Source organism: Bradyrhizobium sp. Leo114 (genome assembly GCF_055229415.2).
Map to the genome: position 1 here is coordinate 127,074 of NZ_JBUYEN020000009.1, position 19,613 is coordinate 146,686.

16 protein-coding genes and 1 pseudogene are annotated in these 19,613 nt (G+C 62.8%); 9 read left to right on the plus strand and 8 right to left on the minus strand.

The window, feature by feature from the left end:
- Positions 1–201 precede the first annotated feature (201 nt).
- The 3 genes and pseudogenes from ACZIRK_RS13275 to ACZIRK_RS13285 form a co-directional block, all read right to left on the minus strand.
- A pseudogene (locus tag ACZIRK_RS13275) lies at positions 202–614 on the minus strand (hypothetical protein); the annotation flags it as partial.
- 150 nt (positions 615–764) lie between these two features.
- A complete protein-coding gene (locus ACZIRK_RS13280) occupies positions 765–1,004 on the minus strand; it encodes a hypothetical protein (protein ID WP_463327440.1) in 240 nt (79 codons plus the stop codon).
- Between the two features lie 1,282 nt (positions 1,005–2,286).
- Positions 2,287–2,568, minus strand: a complete 282-nt coding sequence (locus ACZIRK_RS13285; RefSeq protein ID WP_463327441.1) for a hypothetical protein — start codon at positions 2,566–2,568, stop codon at positions 2,287–2,289.
- A gap of 707 nt (positions 2,569–3,275) precedes the next feature.
- Between ACZIRK_RS13285 and ACZIRK_RS13290 the strand changes: the two genes are divergently transcribed.
- A complete protein-coding gene (locus ACZIRK_RS13290; protein WP_130223356.1) occupies positions 3,276–3,482 on the plus strand; it encodes a hypothetical protein in 207 nt (68 codons plus the stop codon).
- Here the strand turns inward: ACZIRK_RS13290 and ACZIRK_RS13295 are convergent.
- Positions 3,473–3,658: a hypothetical protein gene (locus tag ACZIRK_RS13295; protein WP_130223358.1), complete on the minus strand. Its 186-nt coding sequence runs from the start codon at positions 3,656–3,658 to the stop codon at positions 3,473–3,475. The two genes, ACZIRK_RS13290 and ACZIRK_RS13295, sit on opposite strands and share 10 nt — an antisense overlap.
- A 381-nt stretch (positions 3,659–4,039) precedes the next feature.
- On the minus strand, positions 4,040–4,771 hold the full coding sequence (locus ACZIRK_RS13300) for a hypothetical protein (RefSeq protein WP_130223360.1): 732 nt from the start codon (positions 4,769–4,771) through the stop codon (positions 4,040–4,042).
- A gap of 925 nt (positions 4,772–5,696) precedes the next feature.
- Between ACZIRK_RS13300 and ACZIRK_RS13305 the strand changes: the two genes are divergently transcribed.
- The 7 genes from ACZIRK_RS13305 to ACZIRK_RS13335 all read left to right on the plus strand — a co-directional run bounded on the left by ACZIRK_RS13305 (position 5,697) and on the right by ACZIRK_RS13335 (position 13,450).
- Entirely contained in the window at positions 5,697–6,590 is an 894-nt protein-coding gene (locus tag ACZIRK_RS13305; protein WP_245474534.1) for a septal ring lytic transglycosylase RlpA family protein, read from the plus strand.
- A gap of 240 nt (positions 6,591–6,830) precedes the next feature.
- Positions 6,831–8,090 (plus strand): D-alanyl-D-alanine carboxypeptidase family protein, encoded by a 1,260-nt coding sequence (locus tag ACZIRK_RS13310; RefSeq protein ID WP_130223364.1) that lies wholly within the window; start codon positions 6,831–6,833, stop codon positions 8,088–8,090.
- 1 nt (position 8,091) lies between these two features.
- On the plus strand, positions 8,092–8,778 hold the full coding sequence (tmk, locus tag ACZIRK_RS13315; protein WP_463327442.1) for a dTMP kinase: 687 nt from the start codon (positions 8,092–8,094) through the stop codon (positions 8,776–8,778).
- Positions 8,775–9,815, plus strand: coding sequence for a DNA polymerase III subunit delta' (locus ACZIRK_RS13320; RefSeq protein ID WP_130223368.1), 1,041 nt, complete (start codon positions 8,775–8,777; stop codon positions 9,813–9,815). Before tmk ends, ACZIRK_RS13320 begins: the two co-directional genes overlap by 4 nt.
- Positions 9,816–9,873: 58 nt before the next feature.
- Positions 9,874–11,841: a methionine--tRNA ligase gene (gene metG / locus ACZIRK_RS13325; RefSeq protein WP_463327443.1), complete on the plus strand. Its 1,968-nt coding sequence runs from the start codon at positions 9,874–9,876 to the stop codon at positions 11,839–11,841.
- Between the two features lie 14 nt (positions 11,842–11,855).
- Complete coding sequence (locus ACZIRK_RS13330) at positions 11,856–12,647, plus strand: TatD family hydrolase (RefSeq protein WP_130223532.1); 792 nt, start codon at positions 11,856–11,858, stop codon at positions 12,645–12,647.
- Complete coding sequence (locus ACZIRK_RS13335; RefSeq protein WP_130223370.1) at positions 12,644–13,450, plus strand: MBL fold metallo-hydrolase; 807 nt, start codon at positions 12,644–12,646, stop codon at positions 13,448–13,450. The genes ACZIRK_RS13330 and ACZIRK_RS13335 overlap by 4 nt, the downstream gene beginning before the upstream one ends.
- Positions 13,451–13,558: 108 nt before the next feature.
- Here ACZIRK_RS13335 and ACZIRK_RS13340 read toward each other — a convergent pair whose 3' ends face one another.
- Genes ACZIRK_RS13340 through ACZIRK_RS13350 form a run of 3 tightly spaced genes read right to left on the minus strand, consistent with a single transcriptional unit; the run spans position 13,559 to position 18,198 of the window.
- Positions 13,559–15,208, minus strand: a complete 1,650-nt coding sequence (locus tag ACZIRK_RS13340; RefSeq protein WP_130223372.1) for an acyl-CoA synthetase — start codon at positions 15,206–15,208, stop codon at positions 13,559–13,561.
- A 27-nt stretch (positions 15,209–15,235) separates the two neighbouring features.
- Positions 15,236–17,134, minus strand: a complete 1,899-nt coding sequence (locus ACZIRK_RS13345) for a TRAP transporter large permease (RefSeq protein WP_130223374.1) — start codon at positions 17,132–17,134, stop codon at positions 15,236–15,238.
- A gap of 44 nt (positions 17,135–17,178) precedes the next feature.
- Positions 17,179–18,198, minus strand: a complete 1,020-nt coding sequence (locus ACZIRK_RS13350; protein WP_130223376.1) for a TRAP transporter substrate-binding protein — start codon at positions 18,196–18,198, stop codon at positions 17,179–17,181.
- 503 nt (positions 18,199–18,701) lie between these two features.
- Here ACZIRK_RS13350 and ACZIRK_RS13355 point away from each other — a divergent pair.
- On the plus strand, positions 18,702–19,604 hold the full coding sequence (locus tag ACZIRK_RS13355; protein ID WP_130223378.1) for a polyphosphate kinase 2 family protein: 903 nt from the start codon (positions 18,702–18,704) through the stop codon (positions 19,602–19,604).
- Positions 19,605–19,613: the final 9 nt, after the last annotated feature.

Consider the following 19,613-nt stretch of genomic DNA (forward strand, 5'->3'; position numbering starts at 1 on the left):
TCCCCGTTGCTGCTTTCATACAAGACTCGCTCCGTCATGGAGATGTGAGCGGACGCACGACGTTCCGTTCCTCTCTGGGGTCGGCATAAGCAAACTTTATGCGGCGATCTTGTCTTCCTTGTCGGTGACCGACGACTTCACCCGCGAGCGCGCCGGATGCCATGCCGAGGGCGGCAACGATCTGCAGAATGGCTCGTCTCCTCGCTCGCCGGGCCACCACGTCGACGGCGGATCGCTAGCGGAAATCTTGTTCGGCCGCAGCGCCACGAGATGACTGCGCTTGTAGGGATAGCCGCGCGCTCCTCCGAACACAGGTTGCAGCGCATGGACCGCTCCAACTCGTGGATGGGTGTCGACTTGCGCCGGCGGACGATGTCGAGCGCGACTGTCTGATGGGTACTGCAGCCGAGGCATTTGACCTCTAGGCACAGATAGCCCTCATTGAGCGCGTCCCCGAGCGTAGGGGAGGGCTGGGCAGGGCCCCGGAAAGCCAGCATGCGCTTGTTCCATGCCTCACAAGCTAGCTTGTCGGCCTGCCTGCGGGCCTCGGCCGCGCGCTCGGCTGAGGCGCGTACAGAGGCGCCCTAGATGCTCTCTCGAGACTTCGTACCCATCCCCGAACATTGCGCGCGGCCGTCACTAGAGCAAGCCGCTAGGGTGGATTGACGTGGAAAGAGGCCCACGAAACCCGGGAAGTCGTTCTCTCGTTACCTCGCACGGAACGTGGGCTTGGCGAGCGAAATAAGCCCAACTGAGGCGGGTCGTTACATCGTCAGCTTGTGCACTTCGCCAGGCTTGAGGTTTTGCAGCTCTTTCAACTGCTGGCGCGTCAGCCGTCCAGTCGCTAACTCCACCGTCCAGCCTTCTGGAACCGCCGTCAGAACCAAGGTAAGCGCTTGGCTCGGTTTAGCTGCGGCGACCCAAAGTTGCCTGCTTGGGCGGATCGCCGTGTCGTCCGTGGTTACTTCAACGATCGTAAATTCGTTGCCGAATGACTCAGCCATGACCGTCTTAATGCCGCGGCCGCCCGCTTGGTTCAAAACCAAATTAGGACAACGACAAAGCTAACCGACCTGGCGCCAAGAAGGCCGTCCGGGAGGCGGACCGTGCAGAGCCACCCCGCCAGCTATCGTGTGGATAGCTGGACGTCCCTGGCTTCCGCGAAGCTGGTGGCGGCGCCTCCAAGCTGGCCTTGGCGCTCATCCATCAGTTTCCGCTACGCCTGTGAGGACGAGATTTAGCCATGACCGACCTACCATAACCCGCCGCGACGACAATCACCGGCCTGAAAATGCTGGTACATCCACCGTGGCGATGTGCATGTCGGGACGATCAATATCCGCGTCGGCGTTCCGCTAGCCGGGACGTGTCACGGCAGCGCGGCAGTGGCTTCGATCAGACGGCGAGCCATAGAGCCATCGCAACCAGCACCACAACAAGCAAAGCATATTCGAGTTTGTGGTTGTAGGAACTGAGGGATCTCCTGTTCGATATCATGTCAATTCTCCTTGGCTGAATTCCTAGCGGAGCGTACACGAAGCGCTGGACCGCGGAGTCGACCCGTTAGAAGGTCTACTACGTCGGCTACCACGTAGCGGTTGGGCATGATCCCGCGGCTTCCATCCGGGGCTTGAGCACTGGAAATTATGTCGGAGCCCGCATTCCTGGCGAAGTCAGCCACTTGTTGACTTGAGCGGCAGCATCCATCTGGCCCGCTTTCCGCAGAAGCTCGTCGCGGCGAATGCTAAGGGGCATGCCTTCAGCCTGTTTGCGCAAGCTGATCGCCTCTTGCGTCAGGCGGAACTCGAATGTGGATGATGACAGCTCGAAACGTTGCCGAAGCGGCATACCGGTGTTCCCTGTTCGATTGGGCGGGAGCGCAACCGGCGTTCTCATCACCGATAGAAGCCATGGGCCGGGCGGTGATGTAAGCAACTAGACTCCCATTTCATCCGGGAGTCGACATAATTCGCGTCAGGCGCTTCGAATGGTCACATCGGACATCGAAGCAAGTAAAACAGGGCGCTATTGCCCTCGATCTGAGCCGTTTCCCGCGAAGTCTCCTGGCCGCTCATCAGCAGCATGTCGTCTTCCCAGACCTGCCACTCCCACTTCTGTGGGAGAACAGCGATCAGCCCCACGTCAAGCATGCGCGTCGCGGGAAATTTGGCATACGCCTATATGCGCTCCTGACCGTCAACATTCCAGTGGTCAATAGCAGCCTTCTGGTTGCCACGCTCCCCCGTCGGCGCCGTTCCGTCTCTTTCCGCCACGACCCTCCCGAACCTATGAGGCTGGTCGCGCGTTGATGCTTGCGAGTTTGCGACGCTCGTCATCCGACAACTGCCAGACCTTGCACTGATCGCAAAGCTGCCTAAAAACTTCATACAGCTTGCTTCGCGCAACTTCGACGACTTCGGTGTCGTCAAATTCGCGGGAGTTCAGGAAGACCGGTAGTGAAAAACTGGTCTGATCGCTCTCGAACTGAAACGCTAAGCGAAGGTCCTCACCCCGTTCGTTAGGCGAAATTATCTCAATGCGCGCGATCTTGATCTTGAACCCGCCCATCGCGTCACCTCGCTGGAGTCCCCTGAATACCGTTCCGGCAGCGCGAATCCGACACCTCATGTTTCCCCGCCTGCGAGCTTGCCGGCCTACCCTCGCGCCTCCGCCGCAGCACCTCTGAGGCGCGTACAGAGGCGCCGTAGATGCTCTCTCGGGACTTCGTACCCATGCTGGAGCATCGCGCGCGGGCGTCGCCAGAGCAAGCCGCTAGGGCTTGTGGATTGACATGGAAATTGTCGGACGAGTGTGCACCGGGCCGAGCTTCCTAGGCTCGCCGAGCTACCGTCCAGTCTATACCCTGGTGCATCTTGCCTCGGTGATGCAGCTTTCTTCTGTCCTCAAGAGCTTTCACACTTGCCTTGCGGCCCGGTCGTGGTTTGCGGCTGCTTATAGGATAAGAGATGCCATGTTTGGCCCGATACGATCTGAGGGCTTCCGCCGCATTTTCTTGCGTACGTCGGTAGTTTGCGCGATGGCAAATTCGGCATCGCTGAACCAGCCTCCTGCCGTTCGTCACCATGACCACGTTCTCGCCTTCCAGTGGATGGCCGTGCTTACAATGAGTTTGTTTCGGCATGCGGTGGGCTCCTATTTCTGAAGCCCCAAGCCCGCACGAATAGCCGCGCCTGAGTCGCGGCAAAGTAGTGGCGGATGGTGCGAGAACTACAGGGAAATCAGGCCTGCCGCAGCTCGTCCCGGATCATATCGCGATGGGCGATGTGCGTGGCCCGCAGCGCGCGGTAGGTGGTCAGAACGTCTTGAGCCAACGAGGTTGGATGGCCAGCGCGCAACAGTTCGTCAATTATCTCAACTTGACGGCTGATGTGCCGATCGCTCAGAGCAACGTGCCGATCTGCCTCAGCCAAATGTTCCAGGACAGGGCGGCGCTCCATGGCAACTCCTCTGTTTACGGCTGATGTGCTCTTACCGGCCCAACCAACAGACGATATTTCGGAACGAAGAGGGTGTTGAAGCTCTCGATGACCTCGCCGCAAACGATGCAGGCAAAGGTGCCCATTTCCGGAGCCTCAGATAAAACAAGCCGGCGTCCGTACAGCGCGCCGCATCGGCAGGTCCGCGTTTTGTCGTCCATGGGCTCCTCCCGCCCTGCCAGCAAGAGCAGCATACCACGGAAAAGCGCAAAAGCGTCCCCCGAAAAGGGGAGTGGATTTTTAACCATCAGTGGTGAGGTATCCGGTGGGTGTGAGAGCCCGGACCAGTGATATCGGCCGCATTTCCCTCCAAGGAATTGCCCTGTCGTCTGCAAACGGCGGGCAGCGGCTGACCGAGCCTTTTGGGCTCAACGGACGCGCTTGGCGGCGCGGTACCGACCGGACCTTTATGGCCGGGGCGTGCCGTTCTATCCAGAGGGGAAACCCTTAAAATCGGCGCAGCTGTCTCACTGGCAGGCTCTCACCCCCCGGCTGCTCCGTCCGTCACGGGGCGCGGCTGGTGCCGCTTTCGGGTTCGTCGATCAGACGCCCGCTGGCCCTTGCGAGACATCGATCACATGGCGCTCGCTGCCAACGGTGATGACGACGGTGTAGGTCTTCGGTCCGCCGCCCTGGTCGGTCGGCGGTGCCAAGTGTAGCTGGCCGCCGTACCATTCACCCGACATCAGAGTACTGTCCTTGATGACGGCTTGTTCCAGCGCAGCCATATTGCGCTGGCCGGTTTCGATCGTGGCTTCGATCATCGCCTCATTCTGTGCTGCAGCGTTTTCCCGGGCGATTGCTGCAGCGGTCGGACTGTAGAAAGTGCCGGTGCGACCGGAGGGCGTCCTGTAGTGACCATGGCCAGCCTGTGAGGCGCTATACGCATTACCGGCGGCCGCAAGACCGGTGAAGATAGCGGCCGCTACTTGGCGGTTCTTCTCCTCCTGGACCAGCATCTCGTAGGTGACGACCTGCATGCCGAAATCCTGTCCGCCAACATGCTGGACGGCCTCGACCTGGGCCACGCGGAAGTCGACGGGCTGACGTCCGAGATTGTTGATGCCGACCACAAATACAGGTCGCCCGTTGGCCTGAAGCTGCCGCGCCGCTGGACGGACCAGCACCAGCGAATTCTTCTGCCGCGACACGAGCGCGGGCTGGCCGTCGCGCATCAAGGCCTGCTGGTTCGACGTCTTGAATGAAACAGTTTCGCCGGCCGAGACACAACCCGCCAGCGTGGCGCACAACGCCACGATCGATAATTTACGCATTGGAATTCCCCCAAACCTGCCATACCCAAAGCCCAACCGGCGCGCGAGATCAAGAGAGCGGTGGTCTTTATGGCGTGGAGTAATGCGCGTAAGCCTCGCTAAGGAGCTTGCGCAGTTCGTCTCAGGCTGGGAGCCGAAGATCAAGGACGGTCTGGCGACCGCCGCGCAGGGAAGGCGAGATCAAAAAAACTGTGCGAAAACTGCAAAGGCCGCGCACGTCGAAACGAGAGCGCAGCACGATCGGCCCGGAATGCCCCCGGGGAGGCCTGGCCTTAGCCTAGTTCAGCGCGAAGGCCAGCAGGCTCGAGCACAGCAGCACGAAGCTTGCTGCTGTGAGCGTCAGGAATCCGTCGGAGACCAAGTCGTGTTTGCGCATGATGCACCTGCTACACTCCGATGCTCGTCCGAATCTATTAAAGCTTTACGAACATGCCTTTCGGGAAAGAGGTGATGCGTCTTTCCATTTCGCGTTGGGCTTTACGCCCGGGTGCGAAAACCCTCATAGGCATGGGCCAGAAAGATCCCCGCGCTCACCAGGCCCATCACCGCCGTAACCGTCTCGATCATTTCAGAACTTCCTTTGCGCCCCCTGCGCACGAGGGAGAGAACGACTGCAGCCTTGCACAGTCAAAAGAATCCTGCCGGCAACGCTGCGATCGGCCGTGAAGTGATGATTTGCTGCAACAGATGTGTGAAAGCGGGACAGCTTTGCCCGTAGAATGCCGGGGAGGGCGCAACCGAGAATTTACCATGGTTCGGCTCTCCCCATTTCCGCCGTGTTCCGGTTGCGATATCCTCACGTTCTGATGCGGAAGGTGGGCCGCATCGTGGGGATCAGTGACGCGAAGAGGCCTCGCAAGTGGGCACGCGTCCGGTAGCGTGGTAGTTGGGGTCGATGGGGAAGCGGCAATATCCGATTCGAGCGATGGCGCGGGGGGTGGCTGCGGTCGCGACTTGCCTGGTGCTCGCCAACTGCGCCTCCTCGAACAAGTTCGCGAGCCGCGTCGATCCGAAATACGGTGTTTCCGCAAGCCCGCGCGTGGTCGCCTTCGGCGACCCGGTACCGAAGGGCGGCGGGACCTATCGGGTCGGCAAGCCCTACATGGTGGCCGGGCGCATGTATGTGCCGGAGGAAGACGCCAACTACCGCGCGGAGGGGATGGCCTCCTGGTATGGCGATGATTTCCACGGTCGGCTGACCGCCAATGGCGAAGTGTTCGACATGGCCTCGCTGACCGCCGCTCATCCGACGCTGCCCATGCCCTCCTATGCGCGGGTGACGAATTTGCGGAACGGCAAGTCGCTGATCGTGCGCGTCAACGACCGCGGCCCCTATCACGGCAACCGCCTCATCGACGTCTCGAACAAAGCCGCCGAACTGCTTGAATTCAAAGGTCATGGCGTCGCCCGCGTCCGCGTCGAATATGTCGGACGGGCGCCGCTGGAGGGCTCCGACGACCGCCAGTTGTTGGCGACGCTGCGCAGCGGCGTGCCGGCGCCGTCGCCGTCCACGGTCCGGATCGCCTCGGCTAGGCCGTTCGTGCCTGACATGTCGTCCTCGGCTGGCCACATCCGGGGCGAGGTTCCGCTGCCGGAGGGGCGGCCCTATTCGCTGGGCAATACGTCGGCCGATTACGCCTCGACCAATGCGACCTCGGAAATGTCTGCCTCCAGCCGTGGGCGCGGGCGGGGCACCGCGAATCTGCGGCAGGTGTCATATGACGCCAATGGCAGCTCTGCGAGCGATGCCGGCTCGGCCTATGTCCCGATCGATCCGCGCGGTCCGGCGGAAGTGCTGAGCGGTCGCGGGCTGTACTAAAATCAACAGCTTCACGCGCTTATCTTAAGAAACCCGATCAGCGTCGGCTGCAGCCTCGAGCCCTTCAGGCGTACGCGTTTCCGCCGTCTTTGCCGGATTTGCTTCAAGGAACCGACGCGGCTTACGCGATAGGATCATTTTCACTGCGGGAGTGCGCGCCGGCTACGGCCTTGCGGCCAAAACCTCAGTTGTTTGCGGTACTTCCAACTGGTAGAAGGCCCCCGTTTCAGGACATCGCCGATGATCGCTGCTTCTCGATCCGCTTTCCCGGCGCGCCGGCCCTGGTGTTCACCTTGGCGCGCGCTGACGGCGGCTGCGGTCGCGCTTGCGATCGGCTTCGGCACCGCGGTCTATGCCGCCAACAACAGCGTGCAGGGCGCCAAGAAGGAGGAGGGCGGCTTTGACGGCGATGCGCCGACCGCGATCCTCATCGAGGCGTCCTCGGGCAGCGTGCTTTTCGAGAAGAACGCCGACGAGCTCCGCGCGCCCTCCAGCATGATGAAGCTGATGACGGCGGAAGTCGTCTTCAACGCCCTCAAGAACGGCCACATCAAGCTGACCGACGAATACAAGATAAGCGAATACGCTTGGCGACGGGGCGGAGCGCCCTCCGGCAGCTCGACGATGTTCGCCGCCATCCACAGCAAGGTCTCGGTCGACGACCTCCTGCACGGGGCGATCATCCAGAGCGGCAATGACTCCTGCATCGCGCTCGCCGAAGGCATCGCCGGCACCGAGCGCGAGTTTGCGGCCGACTTCATGACCAAGCGCGCCCGGGAGCTGGGGCTGACCAAATCGACCTTCGCCAATTCCAACGGCCTGCCTGACCCCGGCAACAAGATGACCGTCCGCGAGCTGGCGAAGCTCGCGCGCCATATCATCCTGACCTATCCCGACATGTACAAGCTGTTCGGCGAGAAGGAATTCACCTGGAACAAGATCCGTCAGCTCAACCGCAATCCGCTGTTGAACTCGCTGAGCGGCGCCGATGGCCTGAAGACCGGCTACACCAAGGAGGGCGGCTACGGCATGGTCGGCTCGGCCGTGCAGAACGACACGCGGCTGATCGTGGTGGTCAACGGGCTGGAGGACGCCGATGACCGCGCAAGCGAAGCCAAGAAGATGCTGGAATGGGGCTTCCGCAGCTTCGAGACCCGCACGCTGATCGCCGCCAACCAGACCATCGGCTACGCACGGGTGTTCGGCGGGGAAAGCCGCTCGGTGAAGCTGACGAGCCCCGAACCGATCAAGGTGATGGTGTCGAAGAACGGCAATGAGAAGCTGCTCGCGCGCGTGGTCTATAACGGCCCGGTGCGGGCGCCGATCCAGGCCGGACAACAGATCGGCGTCGTCAGGGTCTGGCGGAGCGGCAATCTTGCCGTGGAAACGCCCGTCTACGCGGCGGACGCGATCGGCACGGGATCGACCGTGCGCCGGGCGCTCGACGGCGCCCAGGAGCTGGTCATCGGCATGTTCCGCGCCGGCGTCGAGAAGCTCTGACATGGCAAAGGCGAGGGCCAAACGACCATCCTTGCGCGGGCGTTTCATCACGTTCGAAGGCGGCGAGGGGTCCGGAAAATCCACCCAGATCAAGCGGCTCGCCGAGCGGCTGAACGGGACCAAGCTGCGCACCATCGTCACCCGCGAGCCCGGCGGCTCGCCGGGCGCCGAGATCATCCGCCATCTGCTGCTGTCGGGCATGGGCAAGCTGCTCGGGCCCGACGCCGAGACGCTGCTGTTCGCGGCCGCGCGCGATGATCACGTCCGCACCGTGATCCGGCCAGCGCTGAATCAGGGCATCTGGGTGCTCTGCGACCGCTTTTTCGATTCGACGCGCGTCTATCAGGGCCGGCTCGGACAGGTGCCGCCCGGCCTCGTCAGCGCCATGCAGCGCGTCACTATCGGCGACCTCAAGCCGGATCTCACCTTCATCCTCGACGTGCCCGTGGAAGTCGGCCTGAAGCGGGCGGCGGCACGGCGCGGCAGCGCGGCGCCCGACCGCTTCGAGTCCGAGGACGTCCAGTTCCATCAGGATTTGCGCGAGGCGTACCGGCAGCTCGCGGTCGAAGACCCGCAGCGCTGCGTGCTGATCGATGCCGATGCCGACGCCGATGCGGTCGCCGAGCGCATCTGGCATGCGTTGCGCGAGCGCCTCCTCACAGCAATTCCGGCGGCGAGCCACGCATGAGCGCGCGCAAGGTCGAACAGGAGATCGCGGTCCGGCATCCGCGCGAGACGCCCGATTTCTTCGGGCATCGCGAGGCGGAGACCGCGCTGCTCGCGGCCTATCGCTCGGGCCGCATTCCGCACGCCTGGCTGATCGGCGGCACGGCCGGCATCGGGAAGGCGACGCTGGCCTATCGCATGGCGCGCTTCGTGCTGGCGCACCGCGATCCGCTCGCGCCTTCCGTGCAGCAGGCGGAGACGCTGGCGGTCGATCCGCAGGATCCGGTGGCACGGCAGGTCGCGGCGGGTGCTCATGGCGGGCTGTTGGTGCTGGAGCGCGGGCTCAACGACCGCGGCGTGCTGCGGACGGTGATCACGGTCGACGAGACCCGCGAAACCATCTCGTTCTTCGGCTCGACGGCTGCGGTCGAGGGCTGGCGCGTTTGCATCGTTGATACCGTCGACGAGCTCAATCCGAATGCGGCCAATGCGCTCCTGAAGATTCTCGAGGAGCCGCCGCAGCAATCGCTGTTCCTTTTGGTCAGCCACGCGCCGTCGCGGGTGCTGCCGACGATCCTGTCCCGCTGCCGTAAATTGCTGCTCAGGCCGCTTGATACCGATGACGTCATCCGCGCCGCTTCCGCGGCCGCCGAAATGGCACCCGACGATCCGGCGCTGATCGAGGCCGCCGCAGCGGCGGAGGGGAGCGTGGCGCGGGCGCTGAACCTTCTCGGCGGCGACGCGCTGAAGCTGCAGCAGAAGACCGCAGCGCTGCTTGCGACATTGCCGCAGGTCGATCCGCGCGAACTGCATGCGCTCGCGGATTCGCTGGGCCTCAGCGATCGCGTGGCGCTCGCGGCCTTCATCGAGGGCGTCGAACGCTGGATCAGCGACAGACTGCGCACGGGCGATCCCAACGCCAATTTGCCGCGCCTTGCACGGCTGGCGGAGGTATGGGAAAAGATCGTCCTCGCCGCGCGCGACACTGAAGCATACAATCTGGAACGCAAACCGCTGGTGTTCTCGGTGTTTTCGATGCTCGCGGAAGCCGTGCGGTAATCCGCCGTTTCACCAATCCCGATCATTTTCACTTGAACTGCACCTTGAGGAATTCGTTGTGGCTCGGAAAGCTTCGAAGAAGAAAAAGACGAAGAAGGCAGCACGTCGCGCCGCCGAGGCCGCGGTGAAAACGCGCACGAAAAAGAAGACGGCGACTACGAAGAAGGCGAAAAAGACCGCCAAGCCGGCCGTGAAGAAAGCTGCCAAGAAGAAAACCGCCGTCAAGAAAGCCGCGGGCAAGAAGGCAACTGCCAAGAAGGCAACGACCAAGAAGGCAACGACCAAGAAGACGCCTGCCAAGACCAAGAAGCCCGCGAAAAGATCGGCAAAGAAAGCCACGAAGAAGACCGCGACAGAAAAGCCGGTTCCTGCTCCGGAGCAGGCCAGCACACCCGCGCCCGCGCCGGTGGCGAAGAAGGCGCCGAAGCCAAAGCCGAAGCAACCCGATCCCGCCGCCAACCCCGCGCCTGCGACCGATCGCGGCAACATGTTCTACATCACGACCGCGATCGCCTATCCCAATGGCCAGCCGCATATCGGCCACGCCTATGAGGCGATCGCGACCGATGCGCTGGCGCGCTTCCAGCGGCTCGACGGCAAGGACGTGTTCTTCCTGACCGGCACCGACGAGCACGGCCAGAAGATGATCCAGACCGCGCAAGGCGAGGGACTGACGCCGCACGAACTCGCGACCCGCAACGCCGCCCGCTTCAAGGAAATGGACGAGCGGCTGAACGTCTCGTTCGACCGTTTCATCCGCACCTCCGAACCGGCGCACCACCGTTCGGTGCAGGCGATCTGGGATCGCATGCTGGCGAATGGCGACATCTATCTCGACAGCTATTCCGGCTGGTACTCGGTGCGCGACGAGGCCTATTACGCCGAGGACGAGACCGTCGTCGGCGAGGACAATGTCCGCCGCGGACCGCAGGGCACGCCGGTCGAGTGGGTCGAGGAGAAGAGCTACTTCTTCAAGCTCTCCGCGTACGAGGACAGACTGCTTCATCTCTACGAGAGCCAGCCCGATTTCATCGGGCCGGACTCGCGTCGCAACGAAGTCATGAGCTTCGTCAGGAGCGGGCTGAGGGATCTCTCGATCTCGCGCACGACGTTCGACTGGGGCGTCAAGGTGCCCAATGATCCCGAGCATGTGATGTATGTCTGGGTCGACGCGCTCACCAACTACATCACCGGCGTCGGCTATCCCGACCAGAACGATACAAACTGGCGCTATTGGCCGGCGGATGTGCACATCATCGGCAAGGACATCATCCGCTTCCACGCGGTGTATTGGCCCGCTTTCCTGATGTCGGCCGGCATCCCCGTGCAGAAGCGCGTCTATGCCCATGGCTTCCTGTTCAGCAGGGGCGAGAAGATGTCGAAGTCGGTCGGCAATGTCGTCGATCCCTTCAACCTCGCGGACCAGTATGGCGTCGATCAGATGCGCTATTTCTTCCTGCGCGAGGTGCCATTCGGGCAGGACGGCAATTACAGCCACGAGGCCATCGTCGCGCGCATCAATGCCGACCTTGCTAACGATCTCGGCAATTTGGCGCAGCGCTCGCTGTCGATGATCGCCAAGCAGCTCGACGGCGTGCTGCCGGAGCCCGGCGAGTTCTCGGACAATGACAAGGCGATCCTGGCGCAGGCAGATAACATGCTGGAGGCGTCGCGAAATGCGATGGCGACCCAGCAGATCCACCAATGGCTGAACACGGTGTGGGCCGTGGTGGCCGAAGCCAACCGCTACTTCGCGGGCGAAGCGCCATGGGCGCTGGCCAAGACCGATCCTATCAGGCAGAAGACGGTGCTGTATGTGACCGCGGAGGTCGTGCGCCAGATCGCGATCCTGACGCAGCCTGTGATGCCGGAAGCCTCGGCCAAGCTGCTCGACAGTCTGGGCATTCCCAGGGACGATCATAAGTTGCGCCAATTCGCGGCCTTTGGCGAGCGGCTCAAGCCGGGCGTCCAATTGCCGCCGCCGGTCGGCGTGTTCCCTCGCTATGTCGAACCAAAGACCGATTGAGCGGTTGGAAGGACATGCTGGTCGACAGCCATTGCCACCTGGATTTTCCTGACTTTACTGAGGATCTCGACGCCATCGTCGCGCGGGCCGAGGGCGCGGGCGTGGGGCGCATGGTCACGATCTCGACCCGGGTGCGGCGGCTCGACACGCTGCTTGCGATCGCCGAGCGTTTTCCGAACGTCTACTGCTCGGTCGGCACGCATCCGCATCAGGCCGACGAGGAAGACGGCATTGCGCCGGCCGAACTGATCGAGCTGACCAGGCATCCGAAGGTCGTGGCACTCGGCGAGGCCGGGCTCGACTACTTCTACCAGCACGGTTCGCGCGAGGCGCAGGAGCGCGGCTTCCGCGCGCATATCGCCGCTGCACGCGCCACCGGCCTGCCGCTCGTGATCCACACCCGCGAGGCGGACGAGGATTGCGGCCGCATCCTGGAAGACGAGGTGGCGAAGGGACCGTTCAAGGCGGTGCTGCATTGCTACACCGGCGGGCGTGAGCTCGCGATGAAAGCGATTTCGCTTGGCCTGTCGATCTCGTTCACGGGCATCCTGACCTTCAAGAAATCGGAGGCGTTGCGGGCGCTCGCGGCCGAGCTGCCTGATGATCGCATCATGGTCGAGACCGACTCGCCGTATCTCGCGCCCGGCAAATTCCGCGGCAAGCGCAACGAGCCTTCTTACGTGGTCGAGGTCGCCAAGGTCCTCGCCGAGACGCGCGGCGTTTCACTGGAGGAAATTTCGCGGCAGACCACCGAAAACTTCTTCCGGCTGTTCTCCAAAGTGCCGGCTCCGAAAGAGGCGGCATGACGATCACGTTGACGATTTTGGGCTGCGGCTCCTCCGCCGGCGTGCCGCGCCCGGCGCTCGGTTGGGGCGCCTGCGATCCGAACAATCCGAAGAACCGCCGCCGCCGCTGCTCGCTGCTGGTCGAGCGCAACGGCGCGCACGGCACCACGCGGATCGTGGTCGACACCTCGCCCGACCTGCGTGAGCAACTGATCGACGCCAACGTCGATCACATCGACGCGGTCTTCCTCACGCATGAGCACGCCGACCAGACCCATGGCATCGACGACCTCCGCTCGGTGGTGATGCATCAGCGCCGACGCATTCCGGTCTACTTCAACCAGTCGACCGCCAAGGACATCATGGCGCGGTTCTCCTATTGCTTCATCTCGCCCGAGGGCAGCGACTATCCGCCGATCCTGACGCGTCACGGTATCGAGGCGGGCGAGAGCCATACGACCGAGGGGAAGGGCGGTCCGGTCAAGCTTTCCGCCTTCCTGGTCCAGCACGGCAGGATTCCCGCGCTCGGCTTTCGCGTCGGCGGCGCGGCGTACACGCCAGATTTGCACGATATCCCTACGGAAAGCTGGCCGGCGCTGGAGAACCTCGATCTCTGGATCGTCGACGGATTGCGCTATGCGACGCATTCCAGCCATTTCAGCGTGGCCGATGCGCTGTCATGGATCGACCGCTTCAAGCCGAAGCGTGCCGTCATCACCAACATGCACGCCGACCTCGACTATGAGGCGTTGCGGCAAAAGCTGCCCGCCGGTGTGGTGCCGGCGTATGACGGCATGCGGCTGGTGCTGGACAAGGCGGGGTAAAAGTCCATCATCGTCATTGCGAGCGCAGCGAAGCAATCCATTCCTCCGCTTGCGCCCGTGGATAGATGGATTACTTCGCTGCGCTCGCAATGACGGCGGTGATCGCGGCTAGGTCGAGATCGCTTTCGCTGATCCGACCTGGTTGCGCAGCATGAATTTCTGGATCTTGCCGGTCGAGGTCTTCGGAATCGGGCCGAACACCACCGCCTTCGGCGTCTTGAAGCCGGACATCTGCTCGCGGCAGAAGGCGATGATCTCTGCCTCCGTCGCCTGCGCACCTTGCTTCAGCTCGACGAAGGCGCAGGGCACTTCGCCCCATTTCGGGTCGGGCTTGGCGACCACTGCCGCAAACAGCACAGCGGGGTGCTTGTAGAGGATGTCCTCGACCTCGACCGAGGAGACGTTCTCGCCGCCGGAGATGATGATGTCCTTGGAGCGGTCCTTGATGATGACGTAGCCGTGCTGATCGAGCACGCCGAGATCGCCGGTGTGGAACCAGCCGCCGGCGAAGGCTTCCTGCGTCGCCTTCTCGTTCTTCAGATAGCCCTTCATCACGATGTTGCCGCGGAACATGACTTCGCCGATGGTCTCGCCGTCGCGCGGCACGGGCTGCATCGTGGCCGGATCGAGCACGGTGACGGCCTCCTCGAGCGGGTAGGGCACGCCCTGTCGCCGTTTCATCTGAGCGCGCTGCGGGGCGGGCAATTCGTCCCAGCCGGGCTGCTCGGCGCAGACGGAGGCAGGGCCATAGACCTCGGTCAGGCCATAGACATGTGTGAGCTTGATGCCGATCCGCTCGGCGCCTTCGAGCACGGCGACCGGCGGGGCGGCGCCTGCGATCAATCCAATCACGGGCTTTGCGCGCCCGCCCTTCGGCGCGTCCGGCGCATTGATCAGCACGTTGTAGACGATCGGCGCGCCGCACATGTGGCTGACGCCGTGTTTTGCGATCAGCTCGAAGATCCTGGTGGGCTCGACCTTGCGCAGGCAGACATTGACGCCTGCGGCGGCTGCTATGGTCCAGGGAAAGCACCAGCCGTTGCAGTGGAACATGGGCAGCGTCCAGAGATAGACCGGATGCTGTCCGAGATTACCCGCGAGGATGTTGCTGACGGCGTTGAGATAGGCGCCGCGGTGATGCGTCACCACGCCCTTGGGATTACCCGTGGTCCCCGACGTATAGCTGAGCGCGATCGCTTCCCATTCGTCGTCAGGCCGACGCTCGACAAAGGCGGGATCGCCCAGCGCGAGCGCCGCTTCATATTCGATCTCGCCGATGCGCTGGCCGCCATCGAACGATGCATCATCGACGTCGATGACGAAAGGCTTGGGACCTTTCATCTGCGCCAGCGCGTCGGCGATGACGCCGGCGAATTCGGGATCGACCAGGATGATCCTTGCGCCGCCATGATCGAGTTGGAACGCGATCGACGGCGCGTCGAGCCGGATGTTCAACGTGTTCAAGACCGCGCCGGTCATCGGCACCGCGAAATGCAGTTCGTTCATCGCAGGGATGTTCGGCAGCATCGCCGCAACGGTATCGCCAACCCCGATGCCGCGGCTGGCGAGATAGGACGCGAAGCGCCGGCAGCGATCGTAAGTCTCGGCCCAGGTGAAGCTACGGCCTTCATAGACGGTGCTGACATGGTCGGGATAGATGGCGGCCGAACGCGCCAGGAAGCTGAGCGGCGTCAGCGGCACGTAGTTGGCGGGCGTCTTGTCCAATCCGATATTGTACTGGTTCTGGGCTGCGCTCATGGCTGGATCCCATTAAAGATTAAAGTCTCACAAGAACCCGATGGAAATCCACGGGAAGATCGCGACGATGATCAGTCCAACCATCAGCGCCAGAAGATAGCCCCAGATCGGTCTGATGCCTTCCGCCGGATCGACGCGCCCGATGGCGCAGGCCGCATAATAGCCGACGCCGAAGGGCGGTGCGAACAATCCGATGCCCATCGCCAGGATGATGATCATGGCATAGTGCACCTCGTGGACGCCGACGGCACGCGCAATCGGGAACAACAATGGCCCGAACAGCACGATCGCCGGTATCCCCTCGAGCACGCTGCCGAGGATCACGAATGCCAGGATCGACACCGCGATGAAGCTTGCCGAGCCGCCGGGGAGCCCGGTCATGGCCGCGGCGAGCGCCCGGGAGAAGCCGGACTGGGTGAGCCCCCAGGCCATCCCGGTTGCCGTGCCGATGATCAGGAGGATCGCACCCGACAGGCAAGCCGTCTCGACCAGCATTGGCACGAGTCGCCGCCAGTCGAAATTGCGGTAGATCAAAAGGCCATAGATGAAGAAGCCGACGATAAAGGCGTAGACGATGCCGATCGTAGAGACTTCCGTTGCGGTGGCGATGCCCTCGATGACGGCGTAGCGGATCACGAAAGGCAGGGCCAGCGCCGGCAGGGCGATGATGAGTGTCCGCCCAATCTCGGCGCCGCTCGCCCTCTTCACGTGCCGCAAGTCCTCCTTGCGGTAGCGCCACCAGACCAGCACCGACAGCGTGATCGCCAGCACCACGCCAGGCAGCAGGCCGCCGGTGAACAGTGCGGCGATCGAAACGCCGGTGACCGAGCCGATGGTGATCAGCACGAGGCTCGGCGGGATGGTTTCGGTCTGCGCGCCGGTGGCGGAGAGCAGGGCGACGAGATCGCCGGGACGGGCGCCGCGCGCCTTCATCTCCGGAAACAGCACCGGCGCGACGGCGGCCATGTCGGCGGCCTTGGAGCCGGAAATGCCGGAGACCAGATACATCGCGCCGACCAGCACGTAATGCAGTCCGCCACGGACATGACCGAGCAGGCTCGCCAGGAAGGCGACCATCGCCCGCGCCATGCCGGTCATCTCGATCAGAAGCCCCAGGAAGACGAACAGCGGCACTGATAACAGGATCAGATGGCTCATGCCCTCGTCCATGCGGCCAACCAGCACCATCAGCGGCGTGCCGGTGGTCAGCGCCAGATAGCCGTAGGTCGCAAGCCCGAACGCGAACGCGATCGGCACGCCGGCGAAGACCGAAAAGCCGGTGACGCCGACAAAGAAGATGATGAGATTGAGGTTGCCGAGCGGTCGCAAGACGCCCTTGAGCAGCCAGAATACGGCAATCACCGCCGCTACCGATGCGATTGCGGCCAGCACCGTCCGCACATTGGCCGCGCGGGCGAGCCGCAGCAGCGCGAACAGCGCCATCAGGCCGATCCCGGTCGGCAGCGCCGCCGCCCGCCAGCTATTGAGGATCTGCAGCGCCGGCGTCGTGATGTAGCTTTCCTCGTAAGCGTATTCGTAGGCCGGCCAGGCGATCAGAAGCAGGAACGCCAGCGCCGCGGCGGTGGCGACGAGATCGAGATAGGACCGCAGCGCCGGACGCGCATTGGCGACGACGGCGGTCATCCGCATGTGCTCGGCGCGGCGGAACGCGACCGCAGCGCCCAGCATCGCCAGCCACAGGAACAGGATCGAGGCCAGTTCGTCCGACCAGATCAGCGGGCTGTGCAGCGCATAGCGAGCAACCACGCCGGCGAACAGGATCACGATCTCGGCTACGACCAATAGCGCCGCCGGGATCTCGACCAGCCGTCCGAGGGTGTGTTCGAGCGATTCCGTGAACGAACGGCGGCGAGGGGAGTGGTCCGCCTCGCCGGCCATGATCTCGCTCAGTTCGGCATGAGCCATCACGGCCCCCTGCACTAGAGATTATTGAGTTGGCGCGCTGGAGCTTACGACAGTTTGCCGACGGATTTCTCCAAAAGCTCCCAGGCCTGGTCGCCATACTTGCCCTTCCATTCGGCATAGAAGCCCGCGGCGCGGAGCTTGTCGCGGAACGGCGTGATGCCCGGCTGGTTGAAGATGAGGCCCTTGCCGGCCAGTTCCTGCTGCAGGCTGGCATTCAGCTTGGCGACGTCGGCACGCTCGTTGACGGCCGCCGCATTGACGTTCTTGGCGACGATGGTCCTGACGTCCTCGGGTAGCTTCTCCCAGGCACGGCGGTTGGCGAGGAACCAGAAGCCGTCCCACATGTGGTTGGTCAGCGAGCAGTACTTCTGCACCTCGTACAGCTTGGCGGTCGAGATGATCGCCAGCGGGTTCTCCTGACCCTCGACGATCTTGGTCTGCAGCGCCGAATAGACCTCGCTGAAATTGATCGAGGCGGGGGCGGCGTCGAACGCCTTGAACATCGAGGTCCACAAAGGCGAGACCGGCACGCGGATCTTGAAGCCTTTATAATCCTCCGGACCGTTGATCGGCTTGGTCGACGACGTGGTCTGGCGGAACCCGTTGTCCCAGATCTTTTCCATCACCTCGAGCCCGGCCTTCTTGATCTCGCCGCGGACATAGGCGCCCAGCCCGCCATCCATGGCCTTCCAGACCGTGTCATAGTCCGGGAACGCGAACCCGATGCCGTTGATGGATGCCGCCGGCACCAGCGTCGACAGAATCAGGCCGGACAGCGTGAAAAACTCGACGCCGCCGGAACGGATCTGGCTCAGCACGTCGGTATCGGAACCGAGCTGGTTGTTGGGGAAGACTTGCAGGTCGAAGCGGCCATTGGTCTCGGTCTTGATCGCCGCCGCCATCTCGCGGGCGCGGACGTTCATGGGATGGCTGTCCGGGAGATTGTTGGCGTATTTGTAGGTGAACTCGGCGGCTTGCGCGCGGGCCACCAATGGCGCGCCAAGGCCGCCCAAAACGGCCGAGGCAGCCGATGCCTTCAGTAGCGCGCGTCGTGAAAAGCTCATCTTGGTTTGCTCCCTTTATGAGGCTTGTTGTTGTCCGTGCCGCGGGTCGGCAAGCGATCTCGCTGGCGCTTATTGCAGCGTCTGGAGCCGGCGGCAATATAGGCTTTCACACAGGGCGGCGGACGGCTGGATGCTCACATGCGGACTGGCCAATGCGGTCGCTCCGGATTGCCTGACGGGAAGCTGGCGCTGACGCGCCAGATTGGCGTTTCTATCAGGAAATTCGCCTAAATCTTTGATCCGATTGTATATAAATATATTCCATAATATACCTTATGCGAATTTGGTATAGGCCATAGCCTCGAGCCGTTGTTGTAGCGCTCTCCCGATTGTCTGCGGTCCGTTCACGCGAGTCCTGCACGCCCTCCCTGCTATTGCTCCCGCGCTGGCGATCGGCCCGGGAATTCCAGATCGTACTGAGCTGCCCGATCACTGAGGCCGACAGCATTGCGGCGTCTAGCCGACCGAGCGAGATTGTCTCTTCACAAATGGGAGGTCTCGCTATGCCGAGGAAAGAGATTCTCGACCAAATCCAGAAGTACACCCACCCGTTCCGCGTCGCTAACGGCAAGCGCTTTCAATTGAAGGATTTCGCCCCCGGCGATACGCGCGGCCTGAAGATGGACAAGGGTGAAGCTGCCGGCCTCCTTCAACGCGGCACTCAGTGGCTGGCGGAAGAACAGGACATGCTGTATGCGCAGGATCGCTGGTCGCTGCTGCTCGTCTTCCAGGCCATGGATGCCGCTGGCAAGGACAGCACGATCAAACACGTCATGTCGGGGGTCAATCCGCAAGGCTGTCAGGTCTACTCGTTCAAGCAGCCTTCGCAGGAAGAGCTCGACCACGACTTCATGTGGCGCTACGTCAAGCGTCTGCCTGAGCGCGGGCGGATCGGCATATTCAATCGCTCCTATTACGAGGAAGTTCTCATTGTGCGCGTGCACGAGGATATCCTGGAGCGGCAGAAATTGCCTCCGCGGTTCATGAGCAAGCGGATCTGGGACGAACGGCTCGCCGACATCGCGCATTTCGAGGACTACCTGACGCGGCAGGGCGTGGTCATCCTCAAGTTTTTCCTGAACGTTTCGCGCGAAGAGCAGAAAAAACGCTTCATGAAGCGCCTCGACGAGCCGGAGAAGAACTGGAAGTTCTCCCCTTCGGATATCCACGAGCGCAAGTTCTGGAACGACTACATGCGCTCGTTTGAAAATGCAATCCGGGTCACGGCTTCGGAGCACGCGCCGTGGTATGTGGTCCCAGCCGACAACAGGTGGTTCACCCGGCTTGTCGTCGCTGCGGCAATCGTGGAGGCGGTCGAGCAGCTTGACCTTGCATACCCGACGCTGAGCGCGGGCCAGAAGAAGGAGCTGGCGGCCGCGCGTGCGGAGCTTGCGCGCGAAGGCTGAGGCCTTTGT